Here is an 18,251-nt window from a genome sequence, read left to right on the forward strand (position 1 = left end):
TTGCAGATAAAAATTTCCCGGCTGCTGCCGGGAAATTTTTATTATTTTTATGCTAACTGCGACACAATCACAATGATTCAGAATGGGCGGAAAGATAATCAGCGACTCCTTGTGGAGAGGCTTTCATTCCTGGCTTGCCTTTTTGCCAACCTGCTGGGCAAACTTCGCCATTGGTTTCAAAGAACTGCACGGCGTCAATAATGCGCAGTAATTCATCAATATTACGGCCAATTGGCAAATCATTCACAATTTGCGAACGGACCACGCCATTTTTATCAATCACGAAAGCGCCGCGGAAAGCAACGCCGGCTACGGGATGTTCAACTCCGTAGGATTGACAAATTGAATGGGTTACGTCGGCGGCCATAGTATATTTCACGGGGCCAATACCACCATCTTCAACGGAAGTATTGCGATAAGCATTATGTGTGAATTGCGAATCAATCGATACAGCAATAACCTCTACGCCACGCTCAATAAATTCTTTCATGCGATGATCGAGAGCAATCAATTCGGAAGGGCACACGAACGTAAAATCTAATGGATAGAAAAATATCAAACCGTATTTATCTTTCAGTGCCTCGTGCAAATTATATTTTTCAATGATTTCTCCAGTGCCTAATACCGCAGGAACTGTAAAATCAGGAGCCTTACGCCCTACTAAAACACTCATGCCGTTCTCCCATAAATTAATAAGGTTAATTTCACTTGCTTGCCCAGACTTAATTAAGCAGTGGCTGCTTCTCGCAGCAATACCTCTAACTCGCCTTGCTCATACATTTCGGCAATGATATCTGAGCCGCCAATAAGCTCGCCCTTCACGTATAATTGCGGAAAAGTCGGCCAATCGGCATATTGCGGCAACGTCTGGCGAATGTCAGGATTGGCAAGCACATCCACATAGGCAAAGTCTACGCCGCAGGCGTCAATGCATTGCACAGCACGCGCGGAAAAACCGCATTGCGGCATCTTGGGACTGCCTTTCATGTATAATAATATTGCATTTTCAGCAATTTGTTTTTTAATTTTTTCTATTGTATCCACTACTACACCTATTTTTTGTCATTCATTAATAATAGACTATTATGGCGAAAACCAGACCACGCCGCAACACCTCAACACTTAAAGCAGTCGCTCCCAGATAATCTATTGCAAGTCACGCCACATCATTTATTATTATGACAGCATACGATCACGAGCAACGCTTGTGCAGAACTATCGTGAGCATGGGCTCGCTTTTTTCGCCGGGCAACTTGTTCGCTTTCTCTATAAGCACGATTGAAACTGTTATTTATCCTGCTACACTTACTGATTCAGCAATTGCAGGAGAAAAACAAATGACGTTCACGCTGCCAAAATTACCTTATGAAAAAAACGCTTTGGCCCCTCATATTTCTGAGGAAACTTTAGAATATCATTATGGAAAACACCACCAGGCTTATGTCAATAATTTAAATAAACTTACCGAAAACACCAATTTTGCAACCATGAACCTGGAAGATATTATCAAGCAATCTTCAGGCGGAGTTTTCAACAATGCAGCCCAAGTTTGGAACCATACTTTTTACTGGCATTGCATGAGCCCTAATGGTGGCGGTGAACCGCAAGGGCAACTCGCCGACGCAATTAACAAATGCTTTGGTTCTTTTGCCAAATTCAAGGAGCAATTCTCGCAAGCGGCTATTGCTACTTTCGGTTCAGGTTGGGCCTGGCTGGTTAAAGATAAAGACAATCAGCTAAAAATTATCAGCACCAGCAATGCAGGCACGCCGATGACAGAAGGTTTAACTGCACTCTTAACTTGCGATGTATGGGAACATGCTTACTACATTGACTACAGAAATGCTCGCCCCAATTATGTAGATGCATTCTGGAACGTTGTAAACTGGGATTTTGTCAATAAAAATCTAGGTTGAACACTATAATTGCTTGCAGTGCGTAGTGGGCAAAAGCCATTATTCTGCCCACTATTGTAAGGGATTCACACCACTCAGGAGTTTCGATGTCGTTAATCACTACCTACAATCCATTACCATTGGCATTTAGCCATGGTGAAGGCGTCTGGTTATTTGATGAACAAGGGAAGGCTTATCTCGATGCCTTTAGCGGTATTGCGGTTTGTGGACTTGGTCATGCGCACCCTGACGTGACCAAAACTATCCAGCAACAAGTGGCACAGCTGATTCATACCTCGAACATGGTACAAATTCCCCAGCAACAGCATTTAGCAGAAAAGTTAATCAGTTTAACTGGCATGGAACAAGCTTTTTTCAGCAATTCAGGTGGCGAAGCCAACGAAGCAGCGATTAAATTGACGCGTCTTTACGGACATAAAAAAAATATTGAAACGCCTTCAATTATCGTCATGGAAGGCGCCTTCCATGGCCGCACCATGGCCACGTTGACTGCTTCCGGCAGTCGTAAAGTCCAGGCAGGGTACGAACCATTGGTACCCGGTTTCATCCGCGCCCCATTTAATGATATTGAGGCGATCCATAAAATTGCTGCCAATCGTGCTGATGTAGTCGCCATCATGCTCGAACCGATCCAAGGCGAGGGAGGCATTGTCGTTGCCGAGCCTAACTATTTGCAAGCTTTGGAAAAACTTTGCCATGAACGGGATTGGCTGCTTATTCTTGACGAAATCCAAACGGGTAATGGCCGCACCGGGAAATTATTTGCCTACATGGATATTGGAATAAAACCTGACATCTTGACGACTGCAAAAGGTTTGGGCAATGGCGTACCCATTGGTGCTACATTAATCGGTGCAAAAGCTGGCAATTTGTTTAAACCGGGAAATCATGGCTCTACATTTGGCGGCAATCCCCTGGCTTGTGCTACCGCACTGACGGTGCTTGAGGTAATCGAACGCGAACAATTATGCGAAAAAGTGGCAAGCCGCAGCATACTCCTCAAAAACAAACTTTTGCAAACTTTAAGCGAACACCCCCATGTGCGCGCTATTCGCGGCAAGGGTTACATGCTTGGCGTGGAATTGGACAGACCTGCAAGCGACATAAGACTTGCAGGACTTGAAAACGGCATCGTGTTGAATGTGACGGCTGAAAGCGTCATTCGCTTACTGCCAGCTTTAATCATCAATGAACAAGAAATTGATGAGTTAGTGCAGCGCCTGCTCAAAAGCATCAATCAGTTTACAGGCACAGCAGCCACCGCTTAAGTTGTTTTAGCGTGCAGCGCCTTGCCGCTGCCGCACCACTTCATACAAAGAAATTCCTGTAGCAACGGATACATTCAGACTGGAAACCGATCCCAGCATGGGTAAAGAAAACAATGCATCACAATGTTCGCGGGTTAATCGCCGCATCCCTTTATCTTCTGCTCCCATCACCATGGCTATTGAGCCAGTATAATCCAAATCATAAATAGTGTTTTCCGCTTCCCCGGCTGCCCCATAAATCCACACGCCTTCTTGTTTAAGGAGCTCCATAATGCGTACTAAATTAGTAACACGAATTAAAGGCACTGATTCCGCAGCCCCACAGGCAACTTTGCTGACTGCAGGCGTCAAACTTGCATTTTTATCTTTTGGAATGATTACAAAATTTGCCCCAGCGCCATCAGCGCTGCGTAAACACGCCCCTAGATTATGCGGATCGGTCACGCCATCCAAGATGAGAATAAGGCAAGGTTGGACATTATCCTGCACAAGCCGTAAAACATCCTGTTCGGTATATTCCGGCAATGCGCCCGCTTTAGCCACTATCCCTTGATGCGTATAATCCGCAAACTGTTGCTGCATTTTCGCAAGCGATAAGCGCTCCACTGGAATTTGCCTTTGCTTGGCAAGCTCAAGTAACGCATGCATGCGCTGATCGGCTCGCTCTTCATTCACAAATAAAGCTTTCACCGGACGAAGCTTACGGGTAAGCAGAGCTTGCACCGCATGCATTCCATACACATATTGTTCAGTCATTACTCATTACCATCTTCTGCAGGTTCAAAATCAATTTTGCGCTCATCCAAATCTACCCGGGCAACCAAGACCATCATTTTATCCCCCAACCGATAGATTTTCCCCCCACGCTCACCAACCAAGCGATGTTTAATCGGATCAAACGTGTAGTAATCGTTTTTCAGGGAGGTAACATGCACCAAACCCTCGACGTAAATTTCATCCAGTTCGACAAAAATTCCAAAGCCGGTTACTGCAGAAATCCGGCCACGAAATATTTGCCCCAATTTATCCTGCATGTATTCGCACTTAAGCCATGCTATTACTTCACGTGTGGCTTCATCGGCTCGCCGTTCGGTGGCGGAACAATGTTTTCCCAGTAAACTCATATCGTCTTCGTTATACATAAATTCGTCCACCGGCTGCTTATCCAGCAAATGTCCCACCGCCCGATGAATCAAAAGGTCGGGGTAGCGGCGAATCGGAGAGGTGAAGTGAGTGTATGCTGCATACGCAAGCCCAAAATGCCCATCGTTTACTTCCATGTATTGGGCTTGCTTTTGTGAGCGCAGCATGACTGTTTCAATTAAATGTTTCTCAGGTCGGTCTTCAATAGAAGTCAGGGTACGTTGAAAATCTTTGGGATGCGGCTTTTTACCTCCTCCCAATTGCACGCCCAACTCGTTTAAAAATTGACGCAATGCCATGATCTTGTCTTCATCAGGCGTCAAGTGCACACGATATAGGGCGGGAATTTTTGCTTTTTGCAAAAAGCGGGCTGTCGCCATATTTGCAGCGAGCATGCATTCTTCAATTAAACGATGGGCATCGTTGCGAAGTACAGGCACCACGCGCTGGATCTTTCTGTTTTCATCAAATTCGATGCGCGTTTCTGTGGTTTCAAAATCCATAGCCCCGCGAATCCTGCGCATGTCGTATAAAACTTGATACAAGCTGTAGAGCGCTTCCAGCGCCGGCCATAATGCTTCGTACTCTTTATCGATAAAGCCTTTAGTCAGCCACTGGTTTACCTGCGTATAAGTTAGCCGGGCATGTGAATGGATAACAGCTCTGTAAAATCTCGCCCGGCCTATTTTCCCGGTGCTGCTGATGGACATTTCAACCACCATACTTAAGCGATCCACTTTGGGGTTTAGCGAGCAAATGCCATTTGATAAAGCTTCCGGAAGCATGGGAACCACTTTACTCGGAAAATAAACCGAATTTCCCCGGCGGGCAGCTTCTCTGTCTAAAGCCGAGTGTGAAGGCACGTAATGGCTTACATCGGCGATAGCAACATACAATTGGTAACCACCCTTGGCTTTTTTATAACAATAAACAGCATCATCAAAATCTTTTGCATCTTCGCCATCAATCGTTACAAATGGAAGGTTGCGGAGATCGAGACGGCCAGCAAGCTCTTCTACACGCACTTGCATTGGAACCTTGCCTACCTCAGCGATAACCTCATCGGGCCACTCTGCCGGGATGCCATGAGCTAAAATGGCGACTTCGGTTTCCATCCCAGGCGCCATGTGCTCGCCTAAAATATGGACAATTTTACCTACAGCCTGAGTGCGCTTGCTTGGATAAGACAACAATTCGACTAAAACAATTTGTCCATCTTTGGCGCCCAGCGTCATTTCAGGTGGAATAGAGATATCCAGGGTGAGCCTTTTATTATCGGGGACAACAAAACATACTCCCCGCTCAGAAAAAAAACGGCCAACCACGTTTGTATTTGCATGCTCAATGACTTCGTGAATTTTACCTTCCGGTCGATTGCGGCGGTCTAAACCGGTTTGGTAGGCAAGCACGGTATCACCGTGCATGACGGCACGCATTTCAATGGCAGGCAACACCATGTCATCACCGCCGCTATCTGGGATAAAAAATCCATAGCCGTCGGGATGTCCCTGAATGGTACCGCGCTGCAGATTGATATGACGCAGCAAACAATAGCGTCCACGCCTATCTTGCATGATTTGCCCGTCGCGCAGCATGGCGCGCAGACGAAAACCCACCACTTCCTGCTTGTCTTCTTCCAGCTCTAGTTTGTTAAACAGCTGGTTACGCGACATAGGGCGGCCATAATCTTCCAAAACTTGCAGGATTAGTTCGCGGCTAGGAATAGGCTCGTCGTATTTTTCGCTCTCTCTCTTATAAAAAGGATCATTTTTATAAAAAGGAGTCTTTCTTTTTTTACTCACATGTGCACCAATTTTTATTTTTTAGTTTAAACCATTATGGAGCCGGTGTCGCAGGCACTACAAATCCGCGGCGCCCAATATAGGCTGTCAATGCGGATAATTTCATATTTTCTCCTGCCCAAAATGTGCCCGTATCTTCTTTGGCAATACTCATTCCGACCCACTCACAAACACCCAACACACCGGCGCAAGGAACTTGTTGCTCATGCCCAGGCTTTGTTTCTACACAAAAAAGTTCGAAGGACTTATTGTTCAATACAAGCGCTGACCAGTTTCCACCCTGCAAACGGCTGCTCCAGCCAGCACTGGCATTAGGCTCATCGACAGGATGCGTGATCCAAAGTTCCGTATCAGAAAGATTGTGAATCATAATAAGCGCCGGTTTATCCGCAGCAAGTTTTACAGATTCATCCTTGACTGTAATGGGTCTGCAACCTGCAGGAAATATTTCATCAGCATAAGCATTCAATGCCCAGAAGAGTGAAAAAATTGCAAATAAAAGCTTCATATTTTTCTCTCCAACCCTAAAATCTCATTATTAACTGCGTTTGGGAAGCTTAGCACGAACTAAAATTCGGAAATATGATTTAGCCATCTTTATTCGGTCCTGCCATTAATACATGCTACCATAACGCAATTTATTGTAGGACATACTATGAAACCCGAAGCCTTTGTACCTGAAATTACAAAACTGCAGCAAGATTCCATCATAAATTGGAAAAAAGACAACATTCAATTTAAGCAAGAAGGCTTTTTAAGATTGGTAGAGGAAAATCATGCCTTTAATTATCAGTTATGGCATGCAGAAGATAGAGCCCGCCGTGATGATCAGGGTTATGAATTTGTTTATCGAGCCAAGCGTGAAATTGATCAATACAATCAACAACGTAATAACCGCATGGAAGAAATGGATACATGGTTATTTAAATTACTACAGCCGGCACAAACCGGGATTTGTCCTGTACACTCGGAAACTCCCGGCATGATGATCGATCGCCTATCTATTTTGGCACTCAAGGCTTACCACATGAACGCCCAAACGCAGCGCCAGGATGTAGACGAAACACACCGGCAAACTTGCCTGGAAAAGTTACACGTCATCCATTTGCAGCAACAGCAGCTGCAGGGTTGCTTAACGGAATTACTGCACGAAATTCTTGCAAAGACCCGCACTTTTAAAATATATCATCAATTTAAAATGTATAATGACCCAAATTTAAATCCTCAGTTATACAAAATAACAGAGTAGCTATACCAAAATTTCTGTCGCATAGCCAAAAGTGTAGGATGTGTAACTCTTTTTTCCTCCATCCAATGTTTCGTCCTGTTCACCGGATTTAAGTTTCATGTAATTTTCGCTGCGAGAACGGGCAATAGAATTGGCGTTAAAAAAGAGAGAAGGGGATCGGCTGACGGAGAAAGATGTTTTATCGCACGAAGGCGTCAATTCAGAGGTAACAACATCATTTGGTTCAGAAATTGGGGAAGCGGAATCTTGTGGTGTTACATAAGTGTCGTCTTCTGAGGAAGTCCATTTAGAAGAATTGCTATGTTTCGGGAATACACCCACATCGTCTAATGGAGGTTTGCCAAACCCCCGCGCATACGCCCTGAGTGCAAATCCCGTACAATAAAGGACAGCACCCAGGGCTGTGGCCCAAAACATGGGGGCAGTATCCTGATAATGGCCTTTTTCATCTTGTTTCTGCCATGCCACCATTAAAATCGAAAATGCTTTTTGCGCTTTGGATAAGCCGGAAATTCCCGAACGCCCAACTTCAGTCCATTCCTGGATATTAAATTGCAGAACTGCCAAATCAATGACCAAATCATCCAGAATTTCCTGCTTAAATTTGTCTTTTTCCGGTTCTTGCGCCAATTTTCTAACGATGCTTTCATTTTCCTTGAGCTGTTTTAACAACTGCTTGGAGTTAGCCGGATGTTCGGCAATATATGATTCCTGGGCCGAAGCATGAAAATAATTTTTAACTAGGGCATGGATTAAAAATCCCAGCAGACATGCTATTCCGCTTGCCACCGCAACAATGACCACGACAGGCGAAAGCATCACCCCGCACATGGTACTGACCGTCGCTGCAGCAAAAAGTAAACTTGCTATTACACCATAAGCTGCCAAACCATTCTTCAAACCGGCCAATGCGGCAGAAGAATAGCCTAATTTTAAATTGTCATATAAAAACTGGCGGTGATTATTAAACAATATTAACTGCCGGCTTAAATCTTCCTTAAACTGTTCATAACCCTCAACGACAACTTGAGCATTTTGCCTGCAAAAATTCTCAACCATGGCTTCTAATTCCCTGCCACACAAAGCCAACTCCACTTTGGTTTTACTGATGCGTAATTTACGCTGGTAATCATGCTCTTCATACATGCGCGTCGCAATACAAAGCGCCACATAAAGGGAACTGAAAACAGCCAGCGTAATAAACACAGGAGCCGCAAACACTGAAACGCTCATTACTCCCATGTACAAATACAAACCATCGATGATTCCGCTGTAGGCTTGCGAAATTAAACCGCGATAACGAATATGGCTTAAAAATTCTTCCTGCTTTTGCAATTCCTCGCGATAAGATGCAATTTTTTCCTGATCCAAAAGCTGCCAGTCCATTTTCTGCAAGGCTTCCAAAGCTTTGCGGTTGTGCTTCATCATTCCCTTGCGTTGCGATAATAAATAACGGTACCAAATCCGATTAAATATAGAAAACGCCCCCGCCACCAAAGCCGTTGGCAGAAGCAAGAAATTCATATTCTCGCCGCTGACCACTGACAATATTTGGGTAAAACTTTGCACACCCTTGTAAGCATTTTTTAATCCTTTAATCGCATCGCGAAAATAAGGCCAGAGTACAGCAATGTAACGCTTGAGTGGATTTTTATCATCGTCTTTAAACACATTGGCAAACAGTGAAAAGCCAACCATAGCAATCGATTCTGTGATCATAACTGCCATGCCCGCCGGGCTGGTCAGTATTTCATGCATCTTATCGGAAGAATTTTCAGAATCGAAAAAGGCTTTTACACAATAGGCGAAGAAACTGTAGGAGAGACTGAAACCATCGAGACAACCATATAATGCATAAACCACCTGCGCATCGTTTAATTTTTTAGCAAATGCACGATTTTCCGCATCTACGCGCTCCCAAAAAGTCATGGAAGCTGGGTCACTATTTTTTGCAGATTGGGGCGGTTTTACCTCAGTCGTCATGCGTCATCACAAGGCGGTGGCTAAGATGGTGCAAATTGTACAGCTTACTATGCTAAATGGCAAGTAACTTTTCAATATGGTTCAAATTTACGCCAAAAGGTTTGGCCCATCAGTAATTATATCATAAAAAAGTGAAAAAAATAAAAGCTATGTCTTGGTTAATTTTTCTTACAATGCTATCGTCCGCCATTACATTCTTCCATTTACTCCATATGATCGGCATACTGTGCGCAAAGAGCCAAACCTGATAGGATCACAATTTTAATTGGTTTTGGAGATTTGATGCGGTTATTGTGGCTGTTGTTTTTTTCCTGGTTATTATTAGTTGGGCAGGCCATGGCAGACAATGAGAAAGTAATATATGGCTTTATTGAAAAAGTGACGCTGGTGGATAAAAATTTAACTTTATCAGCCAAATTAGACACCGGAGCAAAATCAGCCTCGCTAAATGCAACGCATATCACCCAAAAAACTATCGATGGGAAGCCTTATATAAGTTTTATCGTACCCAGCAAGGAAGGCGATATTTTATTTGAATCGGAATATGTGGGGGATGTTAACATTAAAGTCCGCTCAGGAGAAATCCGTGCCAATCCGCTGCTGCGTCGCTCTTCATTTACCAGACCCGTGGTATTGATGCGCTTAAAAATTGCTGATAAAGAACGCACCATTCGTGTGAACCTGACCAATCGCAAGCGTTTTATTTACCCTCTTTTGCTAGGCCGGGAAGCTATTATTGCCTTTGGCGGCATCGTAGACCCGAGTTTGAAGTTTACAGTTAAATCGCGAACGGATAAACAATGAATTCAAATAGACGTCATGTATATGGCTTAATCATCACCTTGTTTTTATTAGGCATGGGTATTTTTTTATATCGGCATTTCGTGCTCGATGTACCGCTTAATGATAGTGAAGATGTGAATAGTTGGATGGTGGAAGCCAAACTGCGCTTTGATTCAGAACGCAACATGCCGGTGAAGGCAAGCTTTACTATCCCTTATATGCCGTCTTATTTTACCATTTTGGATGAGTATTTCATTTCGCAAAATTACGGTGTCACGACGAATCTCAACGGCCTTAACCGCAAGGTGGTTTGGACTTTACGCCGCAGCAATGGACCACAATCACTTTACTATCGGGCCATTTTCCGCGAAACGGATAATAGCGAGGTGCATTTAACCAAACCGCATACGCTTAAGATTTTAACGTTGCCTGATGATCAAAAAACCGCAGTGAATACCATCATTGAAAAAGCCAGGCAATCTTCTGCTGACATCCAAACTTTTGCACAAAGCACGGTTAAAGAATTAAACAAACAAGATGGCAATGCCAAATTACTGGTGGGTAACCAGTTTAGCGATGAGAAAGTTGTTTCAGCCGCGATCACCATTTTGAACCAAGCCCGCATATATGCCATGCCGGTACAGGGCATTTACCTCAATTCTTTAAATAAAGATGCAAGCTTTAATCTTTTTCTGGCTGTATACAATGAAAAAGAGTGGAGTTATATCAATCCACGCACCGGAGCCGCAGGTTTACCCAAAAATTTCCTGATTTGGCAATACGGTAATGAGCCTATGTTTCAGGTATCCGGAGGGAAAAAACCTGCGTTTACCCTTACCGTATCCCCAACGCCTATCAATGCGCTCAGTATTGCCAAAGCCCGCGGGTTGCAAACTGAATCTGAATTGCTGCGCTTTTCATTATTGCAATTACCGGTCAATGTGCAAGAAACTTACAAAATTTTACTCACCGTACCCATTGGTGCGTTCATCATCTTGCTGCTGCGCAATTTTATAGGATTCAGCACATTTGGCACTTTTATGCCAGTCCTCATTGCACTTGCGTTTCGGGAAACGCAAGTCGTATGGGGTGTTATGCTGTTTACCATCATCATCTCATTCGGCTTGCTGGCACGGTTTTACTTAGATCAGCTGCGCTTGCTTCTGGTCCCGAGATTGGCAGCAATCTTAACGGTGGTTATTCTTTTAATGATTTTTATCAGCGTCATCAGCTTGCATCTAGGTCTTGATGCCGGCCTCTCTGTAGCTCTTTTCCCAATGGTTATCTTGACCATGATCATCGAGCGTATGTGTATTACCTGGGATGAGCGCGGGGCTTATGAAGCCATTAAATCCGGCACAGGAAGTCTGGTTGCCGCTATTATTTGTTACTGGGCAATGAGTTATGCTCCCATGCAATATCTCATCTTTGCTTTTCCTGAATTATTGCTGGCATTATTGGCTCTTATTCTCCTATTTGGACAATACCGCGGCTATCGCCTGCTGGAATTGGTACGCTTTAGCGCGTTGGCAGGAGCTAAATAATGTTAGGTACTTACCGACGCCTGCGTAAACAAGGCGTTTTAAGCATCAACCAACGCAACAGCGATTATGTGTTGCGTTATAACCAACGCAAATTTTATCCGTTGGTTGACGACAAATTGAAAACCAAACGCCTGGCTATTGAGGCAGGCATTGCCGTCCCGCCCTTGTATACAACCATCGAATCTGAGCCGCAGATAAAAAAAATAGATGAAATATTAAAACCATATTCCGATTTCGTCATAAAACCTGCCCGCGGCGCAGGCGGTGATGGAATATTAGTGATCACTGATAGGGTATTTGGCCGCTACCGGCAAATAAATGGAAAATTATTAACCACGCAAGAATTAAGCTATCATCTTTCTTGTTTATTGTCTGGGGCATATAGCCTCGGGGGTTATGCCGATTATGCGATTATCGAACATCGGGTAGTGGTGGATCCGGTATTTGCTCCAGTTAGTTATGAAGGGATCCCGGATGTCCGCGTCATTTCCCTTTTGGGTTATCCCGCCATGGCCATGCTGCGTTTACCCACCCGCTTGTCGGGAGGCAAGGCAAACCTTCATCAGGGTGCTATTGGCACGGGGGTTAATCTGGCAGATGGGGTTACCTTAGGCGGTGTCTTTCATAACGATGCCATTGATTATCATCCAGATACATTAAATGCCATCGTTGGCATAAAAATTCCTTATTGGGATAAAATTTTGGAAATTGCTGCAAGTTCTTATGAATTAACCGGTCTTGGCTATCTTGGCGTAGATATTGTTCTCGATAAAGATCACGGCCCGTTGATGCTGGAACTGAATGCAAGACCAGGTTTAAACATACAAATTGCTAACCGTGAAGGCGTATTGCGCCGATATCGTACCATTGAGGCGCGCGCAGCCCAAGGAAAAGAACCGGTACAAGCCAGAGTAGAATTTAGCAAACAACAATTCGCGCGCGGAGAATAAAGCACCTGCCGTGAGCAGGTGCCAGAAATACTATCTTAAAAAAGACGGCGAATGCGCTGCGCTTCCAATGCTAAGACTTTCAAGTAATCATAGGAAATATAAAAATCTCCCTTATTACCGATGCGGCTACCCCAGGAATTTCTGACGGTAAACAACCCACGGTACTGATTGCCTTCATTATCGACAGCAACGGCATTGTCATCATAACCAGTAATGATCATTTCATGGCCGCCAAAGCTGGCTGAACCCTCTTTGATATCACGAACAATTTGCGGCGTTAAAATCCAAGTATCGTTAGTCGCTGCATGCTTACCCACGGCACCCGCAACGCCAAGCTCTACATCAGCCAATAAGACGCCAAATGTAGCGCGGTCGCCATGATTAAGCGCTACCTTTATATCATTGATTACCCTGTCCGGCTCGCTGCCATCCAGCATGGCTTGATATACGTTGAGAATTGGCGACCAAGCCACTCTCTTGTGAATAGGCTCGCTCAAAGGGTGGTAGTCAGGAAGCGGCATTTCCGTTACCGGAGCTGCATCTGCTAGAGGATATTCGGTGAGTCCGCCGCAACCATAAGTACGTTGTTGCGTTTTGCTTACAATCCCGAATGCATCCATTTGATTTAATACATAAGGTCCAAAGGTGCCTTCCCAACCACTGGCATTGTAACCATTATTTGCAAAATGAAGGCCTAACTGCAATTGACATAACTGGCTAATATAATCGCCCTTATTCAAAGCCGCATTGATGGCTGCGGTATTGGCAAATGTTACGCAAGTACCATGCACACCTTGATCCAACACGGGTACATTATTCATGCCTAATTGAACTGCGGCAGGAAGCTTCGCAGACATGGATACAGATTGATAGCCTAAGCCGATTCGTCCCGCACGCTGCACGATGGTTTGCATGGCGCGCTCAGACAGTTGCATTTTTAATAAAGTAATTTGCTTGCTGACAGGGGCTTGCGGTACAGATCGACCTACAATATTGCCAGGATTTGCAGGCAATGTTACAGGCTGCGTAATTTCTCCCACAATTTCAACATCGGGTGCAGCAATTGCGCCGCCACTGAGCAATAAGACCGCAAAGACCCATCGGGATAACTTCATGAGGTTTTCTCCATCGGACAAATCAAGGCCGAATAGTATACCACATGTTTTAAAATTGCGCACCCATGCGACTGCCAGCAGCTTGCTCAATGAAGAAACGCTTTAATATAGGCAGCTGATTGCAGGCATTCAATCCCAAGCCACGTAAGTGGATTACCGGCCTTAACGGATTGGCAAACAGCGTTTTCAAGCCCTGCATGGCAGCAATCATTTGCCACACTGCATATTTACGTTGTCGCTGATAAGCACGAAGCTCCTTGGGAGACCAGGCCAATTGTGCATCCAATATGGATAACCATGCGCTAATATCTTCCAAACCTAAGTTAAGCCCTAAGCCTGCTAAAGGGTGGATGGTATGCGCCGCATCTCCCATCAGCATCCAACGCATCCCCTGGTATTGTTTGACATGCCGCATGTGTAAGGGAAATTGGTATCGTGTACTTGCTATCTGCACACGTCCCAGTTTTGCTGCAAAAGCGCGGGTTAGTTCCTGGTTAAATTTTTCTTCACTCAAACCCATTAGAAATTGGGCACGCTGCTGCGTGGTTGACCAAACGATAGAGCATTCATGAGCATCGGCAAGCGGCAAAAAAGCCAGTGGGCCATCAGCATTGAACACTTGATAAGCCGTGTATTGATGCGCATATTCTGTACGCACATTAACTACTATGGCTTGCTGGTGATAAGGCCAACTGGTGAGCTCAACCCCCAATAAATCCCGGGTTGCTGAATTCGCCCCATCAGCAATCATCAGCAATTTGGCACGCCATGCATTGGCGCCTGCAGCCACACGGATTTCTTCGCTATCAGGAGCTACAGCGTGCACTTTATTATTTGCAAAAAAAGATACGCCAAGCTCGGCAGCTCTGGCCAGCAAGGCTTGCTTTAACACCGATTCTTCAATAATAGTTCCTAACCTATCCGTACCCACCATACGCGCATCAAACTCAATATGCGCCTGATTGGCCGCATCCCAAATATACATATTGGTATAAGGTGAAATACGGCTTTTTATAATCTGCTCCCAGACGGCCAATGCCTGCAATAAAGATTGGGAAGCTTGGTTAATTGCATAAACGCGCGCATCTGGTTTGGCAATATCCGCAGCGAGCATGCCTGCATCGACTATGCCTACCGAATACCCCCGCTGTCGCATGGCGATTGCAGCGCTTAAACCTACAACGCCGCCGCCGAGCACCAACACGTCATAATATTCACTCATGGCTTGCCTCCGCACTTTGCTCTAGAGGAATCCCGCATACCAAATTCGGTACAATGCCGGCGTAACCGGAAGCATAGCGCATTAATAATTTCTTTAAAAAAGACGTATGGTTTAAAGCAATTAACCCTAGGCTGCGCACTCCGGCAAAGCCTGGAATACGGCTGCTGAATAAACTTATCAATCCATCCGTTAAACGGGTGATTAAATGTTGATCATGCTGGCGAAGCTGTTGATAATGGTTGAGCATACCAGGGTTTAACCCTTTTTGGGCAATGCATTGCGCTAATACAGCGACATCACGAAGACCAAGATTAAATCCCTGCCCCGCCACCGGATGCAAGGTATGAGCCGCATTTCCTACAAAAATGATCGGCCAAGCCGTTTGCTTAGGCATGATGATTTGACGCAGAGGATATAAAGAACGTTGCCCTACCTTAGTGAAACGCCCCAAACGATAGCCAAACTCCTTGTGCAGGATCGCCAAAAAATCCGGCTCGGGGAGCGAATGCATCTTTTCGGCATCAGCAGGAGCTAAAGACCAAACCAAAGCAGCACGCAAATCCGTCATGGGAAGCAATGCCATAGGTCCTGAGCGGGTAAAGCGCTCATAAGCAAACTGCCGATGTGGCCGTGACAAGCCCATATTCGCCACCAAGGCATGCTGCTTGTAATCTTTAATTTCAGCAGATAAACCGCATAACTGGCGCACGCAGGAATCAGAGCCATCCGCGGCAACGATTAATTTTGCCTTGACTTTAATGCATGCATCGCCATGATGAATGGTGGCAATCCCCGCTTTCGCGTCCAAAGCCAACAACGACGCCGGAGCTAAAATCTGCTGCGCAGGCAATAATTCATGCAGCGCTGTTTGAATGTGCTGCATTTCTACCACATGCCCAAGCGGGTGCTGGCGGTTACCTTCAAGGCGCGCACTGCCAAATTGCAATTTTTCCGACACGTGAATGGTTTCAATGGGCATGGCATGGTTTTTTAATTTTGGCCAGACATTTATCTTGGTTAGAATTTGCACGCTGGCAGGCGACAAGGCCAAACTGCGGGAATCAAAATCAGCCTTAATTTTGTCGGAAAACGGGCGTGCTTCTACTAATAAGACTTGCAAATCCATCGCCGCCAATGCCAGCACCAAGGTGGCGCCGGTTAACCCACCACCAATTATTAGGATATCGATCTCTTTTTCAACCACGGATCATTGCCTCAAGCTCTTCGACTTCAACCGCTAATGCATGAGTTAGATTCTCATGCCCATCGGCTGTGACATGCACATCATCTTCGATGCGTACTCCAATGCCCCGCCAACGGCGATCTATGCAGTTTAAATCAGGATGAAAATATAAGCCTGGCTCTACGGTCAACACCATGCCAGGTTGCAAGGTGCGCCATTCTCCCTCGAGCTTGTAGCGGCCGCTATCATGCACGTCCAACCCCAGCCAGTGCCCAGATTGATGCATGTAAAAAGGTTTATATGCTTCGCTTTCTATTAAATCCTCAGTATGGCCTTGTAAAATTCCCAAATCCACAAGACCCGCTGTCAATATTTCTACCATGGTTTTTTGTATTTTATCCCATGCGCAACCTGGGCGGATGCAAGCGATACCCGCCTTCTGTGCACGCAATACCAACTCGTAAATTTGCCGCTGTTCGGCACTAAACCGGCCATTTACCGGATAGGTACGCGTGATATCGGCAGCGTAATTTTTATATTCACCGCCAGCATCAATCAACAATAAATCACCCGACCGCAGCGGTTTATCATTGGCTGTATAATGCAGGATACAAGCATTATCTCCAGAAGCAACAATGGGATCATAAGCCACACTGCGACAACCTTCCCGGATAAATTCATACAAGAGTTCGGCTTCAAGTTGATATTCATATTCCGCCTGCCGGCAAAAACGCATGGCGCGCTGATGCGCGGCTACAGAAATCCGCGCCGCTTCACGCATGAGATCGAGTTCGGCGCCGCTTTTAAACAAACGCATTTCGCTTAAAATCGGGGTGAGATCATGGAAAGATTCAGGGGCGAGTGCTCCCCGCCGCACCTGATCTTTGACCAGCAGCCATGCCTGTTTAATATTATTATCCAGCGCAGGGTAACGGCTGATGGGATAATAAATGCTTGCCCTGCCTGCCATGAATTCAACCAAGCGCATTGGAAAACTGTCCAGCGGGTAAGCTTTATCCACCCCAAGGATTTCCGGCGCGGCTTCTTGCCCAAGGCGCATACCTGTCCACTGCTCCTTGCTCAAATCCTTGGGTAAGTTAAATAAAAAACTTTCACTCCCGGGATTTGCAGTAATTAACAACAGCGCATCCGGCTCGTTGAGACCCGTTAAATAATAAAAATCGCTGTCTTGGCGAAAACGGTAATGCGCATCGCCATTGCGTAATGACTCGCTGGCAGCAGGAATAATAGCCAGGGAGTGCGGCGGCAATTTATCCGCCAAAACACGGCGTCTGATTTGATATTCTTTTCTCGAATCCATCGCATCCCCTTGCGCTAATTTTTTGGAAAATTTTAATGAGCAATTTCAGAATTGCCATCCAGTTTGTCTTGCAGCAAGTCATTATAAATACGCAACACAGCCAGACGCGCATATTCGCTTACTTCCAGCAATGCCTGCTCATCTTCTTCGTCTACATGTAAAGACTCATAGTCGAGTTGTGAAAATTCAGCCAAATGTTGCAGAGCATCCTGCGCATCTTCTTCCTGTAACTGATTCACGTCAACGCCTGACATCCTCAACCCTTGCATAAAGCCACTGCACCACTCGCCAAATGCTTGTGCGCGATCCCTTAGCGGGGTTTCATCATCGGGAAGCATGAGTTGAAACTCAAAATCAAAATTGCCTATCTGTTGTTGGCTTATCGTAAATACTTCAAAAATAATGGAAAGTGCGGCGCGTGTAGATTCATTGCTTTTATGCAGCAACAAAGTACGCAAATAAGTTTCCCCTTTTTGCAACTCGCCTGCGCATAAAAAACCGCAAATGATGCCATGCAATTCACTGGGAGAAATGGGTAACGCCAGAGGGGCAATTGCGTCGAGAAAAAGTTGATAATCCGGCAAATGTAATTGCATGCTGCTCATAGGTAGTTTAAATCTCTGTCAACAAACCCATAATCATAACTGATTTGCCCGAACAAACCAAAATTGCTACACTTTGCCAAGGTGCAACTCTCATACGTGCGATCCAATTAATCAATTTCAGCGGGAATTATCTGGCAAAATGCAAATAAATGCAGATGAGAGATAAT

Annotated in this window: 17 protein-coding genes; 6 read left to right on the forward strand and 11 right to left on the reverse strand. The window is 45.2% G+C overall.

All coding sequences use genetic code 11. The features are described from left to right. Nucleotides 1–67: 67 nt before the first annotated feature. Both NKV53_RS10625 and grxD read right to left on the reverse strand, forming a co-directional pair. Nucleotides 68–673 carry a peroxiredoxin gene (locus tag NKV53_RS10625; RefSeq protein WP_126953196.1) on the reverse strand — a complete coding sequence of 202 codons (606 nt, stop codon included), beginning with the start codon at nucleotides 671–673 and terminating at the stop codon, nucleotides 68–70. A 53-nt stretch (nucleotides 674–726) separates the two neighbouring features. Beyond that, nucleotides 727–1,044: a Grx4 family monothiol glutaredoxin gene (gene grxD, locus NKV53_RS10630; RefSeq protein ID WP_126953197.1), complete on the reverse strand. Its 318-nt coding sequence runs from the start codon at nucleotides 1,042–1,044 to the stop codon at nucleotides 727–729. Nucleotides 1,045–1,337: 293 nt separating this feature from the next. Here grxD and NKV53_RS10635 point away from each other — a divergent pair, with 293 nt between their 5' ends. Together NKV53_RS10635 and NKV53_RS10640 are read left to right on the forward strand one after the other, a co-directional pair. Beyond that, complete coding sequence (locus NKV53_RS10635) at nucleotides 1,338–1,916, forward strand: superoxide dismutase (RefSeq protein WP_127032337.1); 579 nt, start codon at nucleotides 1,338–1,340, stop codon at nucleotides 1,914–1,916. A gap of 86 nt (nucleotides 1,917–2,002) precedes the next feature. Then, entirely contained in the window at nucleotides 2,003–3,184 is a 1,182-nt protein-coding gene (locus NKV53_RS10640; protein ID WP_253351101.1) for an aspartate aminotransferase family protein, read from the forward strand. A gap of 6 nt (nucleotides 3,185–3,190) precedes the next feature. Here NKV53_RS10640 and rlmB read toward each other — a convergent pair whose 3' ends face one another. Genes rlmB through NKV53_RS10655 form a run of 3 tightly spaced genes read right to left on the reverse strand, consistent with a single transcriptional unit; the run spans nucleotide 3,191 to nucleotide 6,637 of the window. Beyond that, a complete protein-coding gene (rlmB, locus tag NKV53_RS10645) occupies nucleotides 3,191–3,940 on the reverse strand; it encodes a 23S rRNA (guanosine(2251)-2'-O)-methyltransferase RlmB (RefSeq protein ID WP_126953199.1) in 750 nt (249 codons plus the stop codon). After that, the gene (gene rnr, locus NKV53_RS10650; protein ID WP_126953200.1) at nucleotides 3,940–6,129 is read right to left on the reverse strand and encodes a ribonuclease R; all 2,190 of its coding nucleotides are present in this window, start codon (nucleotides 6,127–6,129) and stop codon (nucleotides 3,940–3,942) included. Before rnr ends, rlmB begins: the two co-directional genes overlap by 1 nt. A gap of 34 nt (nucleotides 6,130–6,163) precedes the next feature. Continuing rightward, nucleotides 6,164–6,637 (reverse strand): hypothetical protein, encoded by a 474-nt coding sequence (locus tag NKV53_RS10655; protein WP_126953201.1) that lies wholly within the window; start codon nucleotides 6,635–6,637, stop codon nucleotides 6,164–6,166. A gap of 147 nt (nucleotides 6,638–6,784) precedes the next feature. Here NKV53_RS10655 and NKV53_RS10660 point away from each other — a divergent pair, with 147 nt between their 5' ends. Then, nucleotides 6,785–7,378, forward strand: a complete 594-nt coding sequence (locus NKV53_RS10660; RefSeq protein ID WP_126953202.1) for a DUF4254 domain-containing protein — start codon at nucleotides 6,785–6,787, stop codon at nucleotides 7,376–7,378. Here NKV53_RS10660 and NKV53_RS10665 read toward each other — a convergent pair whose 3' ends face one another. Next, entirely contained in the window at nucleotides 7,379–9,361 is a 1,983-nt protein-coding gene (locus NKV53_RS10665; protein ID WP_126953203.1) for a hypothetical protein, read from the reverse strand. 282 nt (nucleotides 9,362–9,643) lie between these two features. Here NKV53_RS10665 and NKV53_RS10670 point away from each other — a divergent pair, with 282 nt between their 5' ends. Genes NKV53_RS10670 through NKV53_RS10680 form a run of 3 tightly spaced genes read left to right on the forward strand, consistent with a single transcriptional unit; the run spans nucleotide 9,644 to nucleotide 12,638 of the window. Further along, on the forward strand, nucleotides 9,644–10,165 hold the full coding sequence (locus tag NKV53_RS10670) for a RimK/LysX family protein (protein ID WP_126953204.1): 522 nt from the start codon (nucleotides 9,644–9,646) through the stop codon (nucleotides 10,163–10,165). Then, the gene (locus NKV53_RS10675) at nucleotides 10,162–11,688 is read left to right on the forward strand and encodes an inactive transglutaminase family protein (RefSeq protein WP_126953205.1); all 1,527 of its coding nucleotides are present in this window, start codon (nucleotides 10,162–10,164) and stop codon (nucleotides 11,686–11,688) included. Before NKV53_RS10670 ends, NKV53_RS10675 begins: the two co-directional genes overlap by 4 nt. Continuing rightward, complete coding sequence (locus NKV53_RS10680) at nucleotides 11,688–12,638, forward strand: alpha-L-glutamate ligase-like protein (protein WP_126953206.1); 951 nt, start codon at nucleotides 11,688–11,690, stop codon at nucleotides 12,636–12,638. The genes NKV53_RS10675 and NKV53_RS10680 overlap by 1 nt, the downstream gene beginning before the upstream one ends. A gap of 35 nt (nucleotides 12,639–12,673) precedes the next feature. Here NKV53_RS10680 and NKV53_RS10685 read toward each other — a convergent pair whose 3' ends face one another. Genes NKV53_RS10685 through NKV53_RS10705 form a run of 5 tightly spaced genes read right to left on the reverse strand, consistent with a single transcriptional unit; the run spans nucleotide 12,674 to nucleotide 18,084 of the window. Continuing rightward, nucleotides 12,674–13,753: a C1 family peptidase gene (locus NKV53_RS10685; RefSeq protein WP_126953207.1), complete on the reverse strand. Its 1,080-nt coding sequence runs from the start codon at nucleotides 13,751–13,753 to the stop codon at nucleotides 12,674–12,676. A 49-nt stretch (nucleotides 13,754–13,802) separates the two neighbouring features. Next, on the reverse strand, nucleotides 13,803–14,975 hold the full coding sequence (locus NKV53_RS10690) for an FAD-dependent monooxygenase (RefSeq protein ID WP_126953208.1): 1,173 nt from the start codon (nucleotides 14,973–14,975) through the stop codon (nucleotides 13,803–13,805). Then, nucleotides 14,968–16,179, reverse strand: coding sequence for an FAD-dependent monooxygenase (locus NKV53_RS10695; protein WP_126953209.1), 1,212 nt, complete (start codon nucleotides 16,177–16,179; stop codon nucleotides 14,968–14,970). Before NKV53_RS10695 ends, NKV53_RS10690 begins: the two co-directional genes overlap by 8 nt. Then, on the reverse strand, nucleotides 16,172–17,479 hold the full coding sequence (gene pepP / locus NKV53_RS10700; RefSeq protein WP_126953210.1) for a Xaa-Pro aminopeptidase: 1,308 nt from the start codon (nucleotides 17,477–17,479) through the stop codon (nucleotides 16,172–16,174). The genes NKV53_RS10695 and pepP overlap by 8 nt, the downstream gene beginning before the upstream one ends. A 32-nt stretch (nucleotides 17,480–17,511) precedes the next feature. Beyond that, a complete protein-coding gene (locus NKV53_RS10705; protein ID WP_126953211.1) occupies nucleotides 17,512–18,084 on the reverse strand; it encodes a UPF0149 family protein in 573 nt (190 codons plus the stop codon). Nucleotides 18,085–18,251: the final 167 nt, after the last annotated feature.

It is taken from the genome of Legionella sp. 27cVA30 (assembly GCF_024160945.1).
GTDB lineage: Bacteria > Pseudomonadota > Gammaproteobacteria > Legionellales > Legionellaceae > Legionella_A > Legionella_A septentrionalis.

Bases quoted from the DNA above. Each gene is read 5' to 3' on its own strand.
- NKV53_RS10625 (WP_126953196.1), bottom strand. From the start codon at position 673: ATGAGTGTTTTAGTAGGGCGTAAGGCTCCTGATTTTACAGTTCCTGCG.
- NKV53_RS10635 (WP_127032337.1), top strand. From the start codon at position 1,338: ATGACGTTCACGCTGCCAAAATTACCTTATGAAAAAAACGCTTTGGCC.
- NKV53_RS10640 (WP_253351101.1), top strand. From the start codon at position 2,003: ATGTCGTTAATCACTACCTACAATCCATTACCATTGGCATTTAGCCAT.
- rlmB (WP_126953199.1), bottom strand. From the start codon at position 3,940: ATGACTGAACAATATGTGTATGGAATGCATGCGGTGCAAGCTCTGCTT.
- NKV53_RS10655 (WP_126953201.1), bottom strand. From the start codon at position 6,637: ATGAAGCTTTTATTTGCAATTTTTTCACTCTTCTGGGCATTGAATGCT.
- NKV53_RS10660 (WP_126953202.1), top strand. From the start codon at position 6,785: ATGAAACCCGAAGCCTTTGTACCTGAAATTACAAAACTGCAGCAAGAT.
- NKV53_RS10665 (WP_126953203.1), bottom strand. From the start codon at position 9,361: ATGACGACTGAGGTAAAACCGCCCCAATCTGCAAAAAATAGTGACCCA.
- NKV53_RS10670 (WP_126953204.1), top strand. From the start codon at position 9,644: ATGCGGTTATTGTGGCTGTTGTTTTTTTCCTGGTTATTATTAGTTGGG.
- NKV53_RS10675 (WP_126953205.1), top strand. From the start codon at position 10,162: ATGAATTCAAATAGACGTCATGTATATGGCTTAATCATCACCTTGTTT.
- NKV53_RS10680 (WP_126953206.1), top strand. From the start codon at position 11,688: ATGTTAGGTACTTACCGACGCCTGCGTAAACAAGGCGTTTTAAGCATC.
- NKV53_RS10685 (WP_126953207.1), bottom strand. From the start codon at position 13,753: ATGAAGTTATCCCGATGGGTCTTTGCGGTCTTATTGCTCAGTGGCGGC.
- NKV53_RS10690 (WP_126953208.1), bottom strand. From the start codon at position 14,975: ATGAGTGAATATTATGACGTGTTGGTGCTCGGCGGCGGCGTTGTAGGT.
- pepP (WP_126953210.1), bottom strand. From the start codon at position 17,479: ATGGATTCGAGAAAAGAATATCAAATCAGACGCCGTGTTTTGGCGGAT.
- NKV53_RS10705 (WP_126953211.1), bottom strand. From the start codon at position 18,084: ATGAGCAGCATGCAATTACATTTGCCGGATTATCAACTTTTTCTCGAC.